Source organism: Edwardsiella sp. A.80236, assembly GCF_044540725.1.
In the GTDB taxonomy this organism is placed as follows: Bacteria; Pseudomonadota; Gammaproteobacteria; order Enterobacterales; family Enterobacteriaceae; genus Edwardsiella; species Edwardsiella tarda.
This window is the reverse complement of sequence record NZ_JBIUCY010000009.1, coordinates 135,988-148,360: the sequence shown is the minus strand read 5'-3', so window position 1 is coordinate 148,360 and position 12,373 is coordinate 135,988. Positions and strand designations below refer to the sequence as shown.

12 protein-coding genes are annotated in these 12,373 nt (G+C 57.8%); 6 read left to right on the top strand and 6 right to left on the bottom strand.

Features of this window, described 5'->3' with window-relative positions:
* Window positions 1–298 precede the first annotated feature (298 nt).
* The 3 genes from ACEQFP_RS09840 to ACEQFP_RS09830 all read left to right on the top strand — a co-directional run bounded on the left by ACEQFP_RS09840 (window position 299) and on the right by ACEQFP_RS09830 (window position 2,127).
* Window positions 299–544 (top strand): hypothetical protein, encoded by a 246-nt coding sequence (locus ACEQFP_RS09840; protein ID WP_223931177.1) that lies wholly within the window; start codon window positions 299–301, stop codon window positions 542–544.
* Between the two features lie 281 nt (window positions 545–825).
* A complete protein-coding gene (locus ACEQFP_RS09835) occupies window positions 826–1,785 on the top strand; it encodes a DUF4396 domain-containing protein (RefSeq protein ID WP_396464276.1) in 960 nt (319 codons plus the stop codon).
* 102 nt (window positions 1,786–1,887) lie between these two features.
* Entirely contained in the window at window positions 1,888–2,127 is a 240-nt protein-coding gene (locus tag ACEQFP_RS09830; protein ID WP_205438377.1) for a DUF333 domain-containing protein, read from the top strand.
* Between the two features lie 74 nt (window positions 2,128–2,201).
* Here the strand turns inward: ACEQFP_RS09830 and ACEQFP_RS09825 are convergent, their stop codons facing one another.
* Window positions 2,202–2,387 carry a hypothetical protein gene (locus ACEQFP_RS09825; RefSeq protein ID WP_205438376.1) on the bottom strand — a complete coding sequence of 62 codons (186 nt, stop codon included), beginning with the start codon at window positions 2,385–2,387 and terminating at the stop codon, window positions 2,202–2,204.
* 86 nt (window positions 2,388–2,473) lie between these two features.
* Window positions 2,474–3,070, bottom strand: a complete 597-nt coding sequence (locus tag ACEQFP_RS09820) for a cytochrome b/b6 domain-containing protein (RefSeq protein ID WP_205438375.1) — start codon at window positions 3,068–3,070, stop codon at window positions 2,474–2,476.
* A gap of 405 nt (window positions 3,071–3,475) precedes the next feature.
* Here ACEQFP_RS09820 and ACEQFP_RS09815 point away from each other — a divergent pair, with 405 nt between their 5' ends.
* Window positions 3,476–4,810: an AppA family phytase/histidine-type acid phosphatase gene (locus ACEQFP_RS09815; protein WP_370545892.1), complete on the top strand. Its 1,335-nt coding sequence runs from the start codon at window positions 3,476–3,478 to the stop codon at window positions 4,808–4,810.
* Between the two features lie 96 nt (window positions 4,811–4,906).
* On the opposite strand, the gene ACEQFP_RS09810 is transcribed toward ACEQFP_RS09815, so the two are convergent.
* Genes ACEQFP_RS09810 through ACEQFP_RS09800 form a run of 3 tightly spaced genes read right to left on the bottom strand, consistent with a single transcriptional unit; the run spans window position 4,907 to window position 9,388 of the window.
* A complete protein-coding gene (locus ACEQFP_RS09810) occupies window positions 4,907–6,145 on the bottom strand; it encodes a sigma-54-dependent transcriptional regulator (protein ID WP_370545891.1) in 1,239 nt (412 codons plus the stop codon).
* On the bottom strand, window positions 6,132–8,159 hold the full coding sequence (locus ACEQFP_RS09805; RefSeq protein ID WP_370545890.1) for an ATP-binding protein: 2,028 nt from the start codon (window positions 8,157–8,159) through the stop codon (window positions 6,132–6,134). Before ACEQFP_RS09805 ends, ACEQFP_RS09810 begins: the two co-directional genes overlap by 14 nt.
* Entirely contained in the window at window positions 8,156–9,388 is a 1,233-nt protein-coding gene (locus ACEQFP_RS09800; protein WP_370545888.1) for an ABC transporter substrate-binding protein, read from the bottom strand. Before ACEQFP_RS09800 ends, ACEQFP_RS09805 begins: the two co-directional genes overlap by 4 nt.
* Window positions 9,389–9,782: 394 nt before the next feature.
* On the opposite strand from ACEQFP_RS09800, the gene pgtP reads away from it, so the two are divergent.
* Together pgtP and ACEQFP_RS09790 are read left to right on the top strand one after the other, a co-directional pair.
* Complete coding sequence (pgtP, locus tag ACEQFP_RS09795; RefSeq protein WP_005292993.1) at window positions 9,783–11,168, top strand: phosphoglycerate transporter PgtP; 1,386 nt, start codon at window positions 9,783–9,785, stop codon at window positions 11,166–11,168.
* A gap of 37 nt (window positions 11,169–11,205) precedes the next feature.
* Window positions 11,206–11,397 (top strand): hypothetical protein, encoded by a 192-nt coding sequence (locus tag ACEQFP_RS09790; RefSeq protein WP_370545887.1) that lies wholly within the window; start codon window positions 11,206–11,208, stop codon window positions 11,395–11,397.
* A 65-nt stretch (window positions 11,398–11,462) separates the two neighbouring features.
* Here the strand turns inward: ACEQFP_RS09790 and ACEQFP_RS09785 are convergent, their stop codons facing one another.
* Window positions 11,463–12,314, bottom strand: coding sequence for a cupin domain-containing protein (locus ACEQFP_RS09785; RefSeq protein WP_370545886.1), 852 nt, complete (start codon window positions 12,312–12,314; stop codon window positions 11,463–11,465).
* Window positions 12,315–12,373 lie beyond the last annotated feature (59 nt).

Below are 12,373 nucleotides of genomic sequence, written 5' to 3'. Positions count from 1 at the left end.
CGCGTTAACAAAGCGGTTATGTAGCGGATTGCAAATCCGTCTAGTCCGGTTCGACTCCGGAACGCGCCTCCATTTTAGACCCCGTAGGTATCTGCCTGCGGGGTTTTTCTTTATCTGTCATCTAGACGCTGCCCGAGTATCCTTTCATTTTTGTCTCCCTTGCCTGGCGATCGGCATCCGGCCATATCGGCTCGTTTTCTTGCACGTTATGCTAAACACCAGTTTGCTTCGCCTTAGCGAAGTACGGTGACATAGTCAGCGAGAGGGTATCAGTATGCGAATCTCCAGTGAAAATATTATGAGTTACTTGATGCGCAGTGTGGAGATGGGCCAATTTAAGAAGCTCACCTTCTCTACCTATAAACGCGATCGTTGGATTTCGGTCATCAATCTGCCGTTGATGAACGCTTATCAGGTGATCGAACACGGTTTCCACCCTCAGGAGATCGAAGTTCAGGGGTGTGATGCCCTGTATGCGGCGGTTAAAAAAGCGATTCGGCGTGAATTCAGCAGCAATCGGACCGCTAACTTCACACAGTGGTAATTGAGCGTGTCGCGCAAGCGTTGAGCGTACATCGCACCAGCTTAGGCGAACCTCATTCCTTCTATTACTGAGGGGGCAGGTGGTCATGGGGGGCTGTATGCCATTCCTGCCAGCCGAGAATTTTTTTTATTCGGCAGAATGAGCAGGAAACATGTTTTTGTTCTACACCAGAGACAGACCCGTTGTCGTCTGGACACTCTGCTTCATTGTCTGAGCAAGCCTGCCCACTATTTCGCCGCTACGGGATGTCTGAAGAATATACTGGATATGAGGAGATCGTGATGTCTTATCCTGAGTGGCTGCATATCTTGGCGTGGAGTTGGTTAGTGAGCGCCGCATTAAGTGCATTGATTATTATTTGGGATATTCGCCATGGCCATCCACAAGCTATGGCGATTATGACGGTCGCTTGGCCGGTGAATGCGCTCTATTTTGGTGTATTGGGATTGATTGCCTATTTCTGGTTTGGTCGAGGTCATCCCGGTGATCATTGCGATATGGCGATGCCGATGGACAAGCCGATGGCGGGGCATAAATCGATGGCGATGCCGATGGACAAACCGATGGCGGGGCATAAATCGATGGCGATGCCGATGGACAAGCCGATGGCGGGGCATGAATCGATGGCGATGCCGATGGACAAGCCGATGGCGGGGCATAAATCGATGGCGATGCCGATGGACAAGCCGATGGCGGGGCATGACTCGATGCCGATGGACAAGCCGATGGCCGGGCATGATTCGATGACGATGCCGATGGATAAGCCAATGACGGGACAGGGGGCGATTAAGCGGGCGCCAGCAAGCTGGCAGAGTATCTTTAAGACCAGTACTCACTGCGGTACCGGGTGCACCTTAGCCGATATCGTGGGTGAAGGGTGGGTGATGCTGATGCCGGTAACCTTACTAGGGAGTTCGCTACTGGGGGCGTGGACGTTGGATTTCATCCTGGCGTTATGTCTGGGGATCTTCTTCCAATACTGGCCGGCTCGTCAGATGGGAATGTCCCATTGGCTGGCGCTAAAGAATGCGGTTAAAGCGGATGTGCTGTCACTCATCTGTTGGCAGTTGGGCATGTATGTCTGGATGGCGATTGCGCTGTTTCTGCTTTTTACCCCGGATATGCCCCATGCCAGCGCGCTATACTGGTTCATGATGCAGATAGCGATGATCGTCGGTTTCTGCAGCGCCTATCCCATGAATAAGTGGTTGGTCAGCAAAGGCATTAAACACGCCATGTGAGGTGTGACGCGCCGTTTTAATCATAATCTGATGGGCTGACGATCGCCTGAGACTAAACTGGACACCTCTCCGTATTCGAAACGATAACCAAGGATATGAGCGATGAAGAGAATATTGGCGTTGCTTGGTGTGGTGCTAGTGAGTGGTTGTGCGGCAACGTCGACTCCGGAACCGTCATCGCCCATTGGCATGGCGAATCCGGCGGCGCGCTATTGTAGCGATCAGGGGGGTAAACTGCTCCCCGTCGCGACGGCGCAAGGGCAGCGTAACGACTGCCTGTTACCGAGTGGTGAGCGGATCGATGAGTGGGCACTCTATCGCCGCGCGCATCCTCCGCGCTAATCGTGTTGCGCCAATAGTGAGGCCGCCCTTGGGCGGCCTCTTGCGTCTCAGCAGGTAAGACACTATTTACAGTTTTACTGTTGCTTACTGTGAAAGGCGAAGCGTTGATCGAAGTAAGCCTTCACGTGGGCCTCGAGGCGATGAATTTTGGCATCGACGGCCTGTAACAGATACTCGTCATTATTCATGGCGTATATCCGCTCCAACGCCAGTTCATCGGCGGCGGCCTTTTCCTGTGGTGTTAATGTGTTACTCGTCATGCGCGAACCTACCTCAGAGAATGATGAGGCGAGCATGGCACAACGATTCATGCTTTTCAATCGGCATGCCAGCCCCTCGGCGACGATTAACCGTGCTGACGTTGCGCGGGTTCGCGTAGCCAGAGCACGAAGTGCAGCAGCGCCATAAAGCCATGACCGGCGAGATAGACCTCGATCAACCCGGTGAGTGTCTTATGGATCGACTTGGCATCGCCAGTCCAAGGAGAGCCGCTACGCCACAGTACGAACCATACCAGGCCAGATAATACCACCAGCCATAGCGCGCCTAATCCCAATCCCTGTACACAGGTCGCCACGCCCTTCGGGTCGGTTCCCGGCAGGCGCAGTTTCACGATGTCACCGATATCGGTCTTCAACTGGCTGAAGTCCCCCCATAGGTAGGGGAAAAAGTAACGCAGACCGCGGGTGGAGAGGCTGTATAGGGTTAAGATCAAGGTCAAGATGACCATCAGTAGGCCGATGCCGATATGCATCCAGGTAAAGATGTCATAGCTGAGGCCTGGCCTAATCTGTTGAGCCTGGGTAAACCCCATTCCGTTACTGTCGAGGATCTGAGTGATGACCAACAGCATGACAATGAAATGCAGCATGCGCAGAAAAGGTTTCTGATAACTGCCGAGATAACGCCAGAATTGAGAACATAGCAGGGAGAGTCGAGACATCATAGTTACCTTCTGTCTTTATGTTTTTTTGCGTAGAGATACACGATTGTGCAGATAGCTACTGCATCAGGGTAGATATTCCCCAGCGCGGCATAATATGGAACGCATCGGTAATCTATCTCTCTGTTTACTATAGTCTGAGCATGGATAGCTCACCAGCAAGTTATGCTATCGCTCTGTTACATATTGTTTTAATTAGAATACGGACGCTAGTGATAACAAATATCATTACTATGTGGCTGTATGTCAGCGTGGGGAGATGGGGAAAATATTAGCCAGGTAGTCCTTTTTGGCCGTAAATTAAGCGCGTGGATTTACCGTATATTCGCGGGGGAGCGAGTGGTATCATCAATGGGGGATACCGGTGTCTGGGTATCTGAGACCGGACATGTCGTGGAGAAAACTATGCGTGAGAGTAGGTTAGCTCGTTGGCTCTGTTTGAGTATTGTTGGCTTCGGATCGCTGTTCTCTATGGGGGCACAGGCGGCCTCCTCCTCCCCGGAGGCTGACGGCTATCGCCTCGATAAAGTGGTGATCGTTAGTCGGCATGGTGTGCGTGCGCCGACGAAAATGCCCGCGTTGATCCGTGAGGTGACGCCGGATACTTGGCCGGTATGGCCGGTTGCATTGGGCCATATCACCGAGCGAGGTGAGGCCTTGGTGATGCAACTCGGTGCCTATTATCGCGCCGCGTTACGCCAGCAGGGGTTGCTGGCGGAGCAGGGATGTCCCGCCGCGGGCTGGGCCTATGCCTGGACGGATGTCGATCAGCGTACTCGTAAGACCGGCGAGGCGTTTCTGGCTGGCTTGGCGCCGGGCTGTGGCGTGGCGATACATCACCAGGCTGATCTGAAACGGGTCGATCCCTTGTTCCACCCGGTCAAGGCCGGGATATGCCATCTGGCGGCCGAGCCGACGCGTCAGGCCATCGAGCAGCAGGCGGGAATGCCGCTGGCGGCGTTGAATCGCCACTATGGCGACGCCTTGGCTCAAATGGATCAGACGCTGAATTTTTCTGCCTCAGCCTATTGTCGGGCGCAGCAAACGGACGAGGCATGTACCCTGGCGGCGATGATGCCGAGTGTGTTACACCTCTCCGCCAGCGGCGCAGTCAAACTGCATGGCGCCGTCGGTCTATCGGCGACACTGGCGGAGATGTTCCTGTTGCAACAGGCGCAGGGGATGGCTCAGCCCGCCTGGGGACGTATCGCGACGCCGGCGCAGTGGCGCGCGTTGCTGAGTCTGCACAATGCCCAATTCGACTTGTTATCACGCACAGACTATATCGCCCGCCACCGAGGCACGCCATTGCTGCACACCGTCATTCAGGCGTTAAACGATCAGCCGCTATCCTTGCCGGGATCGAGCGAGGCGAACCGCCTTCTGTTGCTGGTCGGGCATGATACTAATCTGGCTAACCTCTCTGGCATGCTACAGACGCCCTGGACATTGCCGGGTCAACCGGATAATACACCGCCTGGCGGTGAGTTAGTCTTTGAACGTTGGCTAGATGCGGCAGGGCGTCCCTGGGTACGGGTGCGGGTCGTGTACCAGACCCTGGCGCAACTTCGCCAACAGACGCCGCTGACCCTAGCGACGCCACCGCATCAACTGCCTTTATCCCTGCCGGGGTGCCATGGCGCGACGCCGAGTGGCCTCTGCCCCCTGGCGGAGTTTAGTCGACTGATGACGGCGCGTCTGCAGCCTGACTGCCTGCTACCCAGCGCGACATCGCGCTGAAAGGGGCTGGCTCTTCGTGTACTGCGCGTAGCGCGAGGGACTTCCCCGCGTTGCGCGTGTTTCCCACTCCGATTTCCCCATGAGGGAATACGGGGATCAGCGGTAGTGCGTCTTATCGAGGTGGTACTTTTTCATCCGTAGATAGAGCTTCTTACGCGGGATCTGCAGGTATTCCGCCACCTCGTTGATACGTCCCTGGTGCAGGTTGAGAGCCTCGGTGATGATCTGGCGCTCATACTCTTCGACACGTTGGTCGAGCGGCGTCGGAGAGGCGGTATGGACTTGGGGACAGGCGAGCTCAGCCAGCGGTTGCACGCCGACCGCGAACAGTTGAGCGGCGTTGGCCAGTTCGCGCACGTTATTGGCCCAGTGTCGCTGTAAGAGGCTCTTGCGCAGCGTGGCGGGTAGGGCAGGACAGGGATGGTTGAGACGCTGACACGCCTGTTGGAGATAGTGTGTAAACAGTGGCTCGATATCATCGGGGCGCTGTGCCAAGGGGGGACAATGCAGCTGTGTCATGGCGAAGCAGTAGTAGAGATCCGGCAGAATGCGTTGGGCGGCGGCGTGCTCGACTAACGGCCCTGCGCCGCAAGCCAAGAGGCGGAAGGGGCGAGGCTCTTGGCTCTGGCTACGCACCAGGCGGTATTGCGCGCCCTCATCGAGACGTTCCGGATTCTGGATCAACAGGGTGCCGCCGGCGGCCTGAGTGAGGCTATGTTGCAGATCGCTCGCCTCACCGGCTTGATGGATGATGAACGCGCCGTCGCTACGCCCGCTCAGGCGGTGTAGATGACGCGCGCATAGGGTGCGTCCGCTGCCGGGCTCACCGTAAAAATAGACGGCCAGATCCGTCTCCGCCAGTTGTTGCAGGCGGGTACGCATTTGCAACACCCACTCGCTGCGTCCAACTAACTCGGTCTGGAGCTGATGACGTTGCCATTTGCGCCGGGCGATCAGCGCGCGTCGTTCATCGAGAGCGGCCTGCACGCGCGCTAAGAGCTGGGCCGGGTCGACCGGTTTCTGGAGAAAATCGCGCGCCCCCTTCTTAACCGCCTCGACAGCCATCGGCACATCACCGTGTCCGGTGATCAGCAGTACCGGCAACTGGCTATCCTGGGCACGCAGACGCTCCATCAGGGTGATGCCGGAGCAGCCGGGCATACAGACATCGCTGAGGATCACCCCCGGCCAATCCGGTGGGATCAAGGTCAGGGCTTGCAACGGATCGGTGCAGGCATGCACGCCGTAGCCACTCTGGGTCAGCAGCAGGGTGTAGGCATCCAGCACGTCGGGATCATCATCAATCAATACAATGGTGTGTTTATGGGTCAGCATGCGGAATTTCCGTTGAAGACGGCGGAGCGTCCGCCAGGGTAAAACATAAGAGAATACAGGCGCCGTGCGGCAGGGCCGAGGCGATGCGTAGTTCGCCGCCCAACTGCTCCATCAGCGATAAGCTGATGGAGAGGCCGATCCCCAGTCCCACCTGCTTGCTGGTGGTGAAGGGTTTGAGTAGGCGTGGGGCCAGAGCCAGTGGCCAGCCAGGACCATCATCGCACAGCCTGACCTCCAGGCGCTGCGTCGTCGCCAGCCAACTGACGCGGATGTGCATGGGCTGCTCGGCGGCATCCAACGCATTGGTCAACAGGTTGACCAATACCTGCTGCAGGCGCACCTCGTCGGCGCGGATCCAGATCTCTTCATCCGGTAGCTGCAGCGTGACCTGCAGGCGACGTCGGCGCGGCGCCAATAGCTCCCAGGCGCTCAGCCAGGCCTGACGTAATGCCACCGGGTGCAAGGGGGTGTCCTCGGCGCGGCGGGCGAACTGGCGCAGGGAGCGAATGATGGCATCCATGCGGACGATCAGCCCATCACACTTGGCGAGGGTCGTCTCGGCCTGTGCCAACTGACCGCTCTCTAACGCTCGTCGAGCGGTGAACAGGTACATCGACAGGGCATTCAGGGGTTGGTTGATCTCGTGAGCCAAGGTGGTCATGGTCTGGCCGACCACCGCTAGCTTGGCCGCTTGGATCAACTCGTCTTGGGTGGTGCGTAGGTGATGCTCGATCTCCTTGCGTTCGCCGATCTCGCGCTCCAGACGCCGCTGTTGGCGATGCTGCTGATTGAGGGTATGGCGCAGCAGACGTGCGATACGACCCAGCTCATCGACGCCGTAGACCGGGATGCGGCTGCGCCTATCGCCGGTACCGATGCGCGCCACCGCCTGGCTGAGGGCGGTAAAGCGCTTCACCAGACGGGAGCGAATGAAACCATAACTCAGCAGCAGGGCCAGTAACAACGCGAGTAGGGTGGCGATCAAGATCAGGCGACCACTGACACGAATGATGTGCTCGAGACGCTGGTTGAAGGTCTGCATGCGGCGATGGCTGGTATCTAACTGCTGCTCCAGGACGGCGCGGAAACGCCCCAGAGTACGCTCTTTCTGCTGGGTCGCCTGTTGCAGGGCGGTACGGGCGTGTTGGTAGTCCGCCAGGGTGGCGGGCAGCTTGCCGGCATTCATGCCGATCTCCAAGAGCTCGTCGATGGTCTGGCGTAGGGTGACGGTACTGGGGTAGGCGGCCAGCGCCTGGACGATCTCCGTGGCGTTGTTGCGCAGATAGTTCAGGTAGCGCTGATGCCCCTGTTGATTGATCCCGCCGTTCTCGGCGCCTTGCAGTTCGCTGATCTGATCGCGCAGATCGTTGGTGATCTGGTTCTCGAGGCGCGCCAACGCATACACCTGCTGCTGCTCCTGTTGCACCGTCCGCAGCCGCTGTTGGAGCTGGCGCATGGTGGCGGCATCGCGGCCCTCCATCTGGTCGATCAACGCCCCTTGTTGCCAGCTGAAATCTTGCATCAGTGAGTTCAGCTCAGTGGTGAAATCATCGTGCAACCAACTGATGCGTCCGGCGATCTCGTTGGTCTTTTCGCGGGCTAGGAATAGGGTATACAGGGCGCTATCCAGGGAGGTCAGCAACCGGTGACTCTGTTCTAAGATCCCGGCCAGTTGTTGGCGTTCATCCGCCTCTAAGCGTTGGCTGACTTGGGCTATTTGCTCCAGATGACTGATGATCTGTTGGCGGAATTGGAGGCGTACACTGGTGTCGGGGGCCAGTACGAACTCATTGAGTTGATCGACCAAGATATTCAGGGCGCTCTCGATGACCAGCGATGACTGGATGCGTGGCAGGTAGTCATCCAGCGTGTAACGTACCTGGGAGCTTTGCGCGTGCCAGGAGTAGAGGCTGACAGCGCTGACGAACAGCGTTAACAATGCGCTGGCGAGGAAGGCGATCTGTAGGCTGGCGCTGATGCTAAGTCGGCGCGCCCAATGGAGCAGGCGCCTCATTTCAGCTCCTCCAACTGGTTGATCGCCTGACGCTGTTTCTGGCGGAAGAATTGCTGCCACTCCATCATCAGTTGTTCACAGCCGGCACGCGTGGCGCACTGCGCCAAGAAGGCGGGCTGTTCGCTCTGGGCATTGCTGACCGGTAGCGCCGTCAGCAACGCACGGATGCGGGGTAAGGGGCGTTTCTGGCGCGCCTCGGCGGCATAGAGTGCGCGCCAGGCATCCTTGAGCTGCGGCAAGCGGAAGCTGATGGCGGTATCGAACAGCGCCTGGACCAGACGTTGGCGTTGGAGCACCAACTGGTAGTCAAGGGGGGGCTGGGCGAGTAAGCGCTGCTGTTGCTGAGCGCGGGGCGAATCCGCCGGTAAGGCGACGATCGGGTACTTGCCGGTGTTGGTGTCCGCCAGAGCCCGCTGGCCGTCAGGGCTGAGTAGGAAGCGAATAAAGCGCCGCGCCTCGTTGGGATAGAGTGAGTCGCGGGTCACCGCCACATAGGTGGGCGCGGCGATGCTGTGCGGGAAATAGTGGAAGACCAAGTGTGGGTCGGTGCTCAGTAACTGAGCATAGTTATCGATCACCGGGCCGATGGCGCCGAGGCCACTCTGGATCTTGTCCGCCACACCGAAGCTCCGCGCCGAGATGGTGCTGAGATTACCGGCGGCGGTCAGGAGGATCTGCCAACCGCGCTCCCAGCCATACTGTTGTAGCAGCGACTCGATGATCAGATGGTTCGTGTCGGAGCGCGATGGGCTGCTCATCAACACCATGTCGCGATACTGGGGCTGGGTGAGATCCGACCAATCCTTCGGCAAGGGGAGATGCTGTGCCGCCAGATTGCTGCGATTGATCAATAAGCCAAAGCCGGAGATGGCGACCGCCGCCGAACTGGCTCGGATCGAGGCCGGCACCTGACGTTGGATCTCAGCGGGAAGATCGTCGATGAGGGCCAGGCGATGGTGGGCCTGCAGGTGTTGCAGCAGCATCGGCGAGGAGGTGAGCACCAGGTCGATATGACCATCGTTGACACTATCCAGCAGCTGCTCCAGCGAGGCGCTAGTACGGTTCAGGGTGCGGATGGGAACCGCCCCCGGCTGATGTTGCCAGCGGTTGATGATATAGGCCGTCGCTTGCGGCGAGAAGGTGGTCGCCATCACCAGCTCGCTACGCTTGGCCAGCAGCGCCGACGGTAGCGACAGGGTGATGATGAGGATCAACAGGACGCGATACATGGCGCACTCCTACTGGCAAGTGTGATCATAGTCATGGTTTTATCATAAAGTTGCCAGGCGGTATCTGTACGCTTTGGGACAAATCCTACCTGAATAGACTTAGCGCTAGATTGGGTAATAAAAGCGCCCACCTTGTGGATATATTATCCGTTGGGCTCTGGAGGATACTGTTACTCGACTCAAATAATGGTAGCAATCCTAACTGTTCACGTTAAATATGTCAGCTGATTCCTCATCGGCTTATTTAATTTGGGTCAAAAAGGCCCATCAATAAGATAATTTGAGTCAAAAGTGACTCATTTGAGTGATCTTGTAGCTTTTTGTTTCTCTGCGCATTATTACCTGGACAAATAGCAATACCTCTCCCTCGGGCGATTAAATAACAGGTGATAATATGCAATCATTAAACAGCCAGCAGGCAGCTAAACGCGTGCCGCCAGAAAAGGTCGACGCGACCTATCGGCGTTATCGAGTCCAGGCGCTGATGAGCGTCTTCTTGGGTTATATGGCGTATTATATTGTACGTAATAACTTTACGCTTTCTACGCCTTATCTGAAAGAGCAGTTGGATTTAAGCGCCACCCAAATCGGTTTACTGAGTAGCTGTATGCTGATCGCTTACGGTATTAGTAAAGGGGTGATGAGTAGCCTGGCGGATAAGGCAAATCCGAAGATCTTCATGGCCTGTGGCCTGGTGATGTGTGCCCTGGTCAACGTCGGCCTGGGATTCAGCAGCGCCTTCTGGCTATTTGTTGCCCTAGTGGTATGCAACGGTCTGTTTCAAGGGATGGGGGTCGGCCCGTCATTCATCACCATCGCCAACTGGTTCCCCCGCTGCGAGCGTGGCCGGGTCGGGGCCTTCTGGAACATCTCCCATAACGTGGGCGGGGGGATTGTCGCACCGATTATCGGCGTCGCCTTCGCCATGTTGGGCAGCGAACATTGGCAGAGCGCCAGTTACATGGTGCCAGCCGCCATCGCGGTGCTGTTTGCCGGCGTGGTATTGCTGTTGGGCAAGCGCTCACCGAAGAAAGAGGGGCTGCCCGCACTGGATGAGATGATGCCGGAAGAGAAGGTGGTGCTGAAGAGCCATAGCCAACAGGCGCCGGAAAATATGTCAGCCTTCCAGATCTTCTGTACCTATGTCTTGAAAAATAAAAATGCTTGGTATGTCTCCATGGTCGATGTCTTCGTCTATATGGTGCGTTTCGGCATGATCAGTTGGCTGCCGATCTACCTGTTGACGGAGAAGAACTTTAGCAAGGAGCAGATGAGCATCGCGTTCTTGTTCTTTGAATGGGCGGCGATCCCCTCGACGCTGCTGGCGGGCTGGTTGACGGACAAGCTGTTCCATGGTCGTCGTATGCCGTTGGCCATCATCTGCATGTGCATGATCTTCGTCTGCCTGATCGGTTACTGGCAGAGCAACTCGTTGGCCGTGGTCACCGTTTTCGCCGCTATCGTCGGCTGCCTGATCTATGTACCGCAGTTCTTGGCCTCCGTGCAGACCATGGAGATCGTCCCGAGTTTCGCGGTGGGCTCTGCCGTCGGTCTACGTGGCTTTATGAGTTATATCTTCGGCGCTTCGCTCGGTACCAGCCTGTTCGGGGTGATGGTCGATAACTTCGGTTGGCACGGCGGGTTCTACCTGCTGATGGGGGGCGTGGTGTGCTGCGTCCTGTTCTGCATCCTGTCGCACCGTGGTGCCTTGGAGCTGGAACGTCAGCGCCAGCAGGCGCTGGACGAGCAGTCGGAGTTGGTCCTGGCGACCAGCCGTTAAGCGGTTCTCGACGAGCGATAATCATTCGGAGGCGCCTATGTGGATGGCAAACGAAGAAAACTTCTGGCGCTTTTATAGCGATGCGCGTGGCCAATGGGGCTGGTGTGTCGTGGCACCGACCGGCTACATTCTGCGCCACTCTACGCGTTTCTTTGTGCGACGGCAGGCGTGCCTGGCCGATGCCCGCCGACATGGTTACCAGGATCAACCCTTGACCGTCGAGGAGTGATCCTCCTACACGCCGCCCGTCACTGACGGGCGGCGTGTCTTTTTTTGCCCCGTGCTGGGGCGCCCTCACTGGGAGGGTTCGGAGCCTGCCAGCCAGCGAGCGCGTCGTCGATACTCCCCCGGTGTGATGCCCATATGGCGGACGAAGGCGTGGTGGAAGGCGGACTCGCTGGCGTAACCCGCCTGTTCAGCGATGACGGCCAACGGGTGAGATTCGCGTGCCAGTAACGCGGCGCCATGCGCCATGCGGATTTGGGTGAGCAGTAACAGAGGCGTACTGCCCGTGACGGCGCGAAACTGGCGGGCGAAGCTGGCGCGCGATTGATGGCTTAACTCGGCCAGGCGCGCGACGCTCCATGCCTGCTCCGGTTGGTGCAGCATCGCCGCGATGGCGACGCCGAGGCGTGGGTGCATTAAGGCTTGCAACAGGCCACCTTGCGTCGGCGCCTGGGCTAACCAGTGCCGTAATGCCAGGGTTAATAGTACGGTGCTGAGCTGCTGACAGAGGAGTTGGCTGCCCGCCAGCTCCTCCGTCGACTCTTGATAGAGGCGCTGCAGGGTTGCCGTGAGCCACGCGCCGGGCTCGTGATAGATCAGAATGTCGGGTAGGGCCGCCAACAGATGGCGCTGGGCGGGGGCGATCCACAGGCTACCACAGATCAACCGCACATCGCCGTCATCGTGGCACAGGCGATGGGCCCCGCTTTGCGGCAACATGATCAGACTACCGGCCTGCAGGGCATGGCGCTGGCCATCCGCCAGTTCGATATGTGCGCCACCATCCAGTAATCCATGCCAGCGAATGACATTCAACTCGCCGGCGGCATGGGGACGCAGCCAATCCCCTTGGAGCTGACAACGCACATCGATACGGCTGCGCAACTCATGTAGCGTTAATAGCGCGCTTAATAAATCCATGATGAGACTCCTAAACAAAATCCTGCGCGCCAAACACAGCGGGGCTTGCCGACGGCTGG

What these genes read in the sequence shown, in the direction of transcription:
- ACEQFP_RS09840 (WP_223931177.1), top strand. Translation starts at nt 299, where the DNA reads ATGAGTTACTTGATGCGCAGTGTGGAGATGGGCCAATTTAAGAAGCTC.
- ACEQFP_RS09835 (WP_396464276.1), top strand. Translation starts at nt 826, where the DNA reads ATGTCTTATCCTGAGTGGCTGCATATCTTGGCGTGGAGTTGGTTAGTG.
- ACEQFP_RS09830 (WP_205438377.1), top strand. Translation starts at nt 1,888, where the DNA reads ATGAAGAGAATATTGGCGTTGCTTGGTGTGGTGCTAGTGAGTGGTTGT.
- ACEQFP_RS09825 (WP_205438376.1), bottom strand. Translation starts at nt 2,387, where the DNA reads ATGACGAGTAACACATTAACACCACAGGAAAAGGCCGCCGCCGATGAA.
- ACEQFP_RS09820 (WP_205438375.1), bottom strand. Translation starts at nt 3,070, where the DNA reads ATGTCTCGACTCTCCCTGCTATGTTCTCAATTCTGGCGTTATCTCGGC.
- ACEQFP_RS09815 (WP_370545892.1), top strand. Translation starts at nt 3,476, where the DNA reads ATGCGTGAGAGTAGGTTAGCTCGTTGGCTCTGTTTGAGTATTGTTGGC.
- ACEQFP_RS09810 (WP_370545891.1), bottom strand. Translation starts at nt 6,145, where the DNA reads ATGCTGACCCATAAACACACCATTGTATTGATTGATGATGATCCCGAC.
- ACEQFP_RS09805 (WP_370545890.1), bottom strand. Translation starts at nt 8,159, where the DNA reads ATGAGGCGCCTGCTCCATTGGGCGCGCCGACTTAGCATCAGCGCCAGC.
- ACEQFP_RS09800 (WP_370545888.1), bottom strand. Translation starts at nt 9,388, where the DNA reads ATGTATCGCGTCCTGTTGATCCTCATCATCACCCTGTCGCTACCGTCG.
- pgtP (WP_005292993.1), top strand. Translation starts at nt 9,783, where the DNA reads ATGCAATCATTAAACAGCCAGCAGGCAGCTAAACGCGTGCCGCCAGAA.
- ACEQFP_RS09790 (WP_370545887.1), top strand. Translation starts at nt 11,206, where the DNA reads ATGTGGATGGCAAACGAAGAAAACTTCTGGCGCTTTTATAGCGATGCG.
- ACEQFP_RS09785 (WP_370545886.1), bottom strand. Translation starts at nt 12,314, where the DNA reads ATGGATTTATTAAGCGCGCTATTAACGCTACATGAGTTGCGCAGCCGT.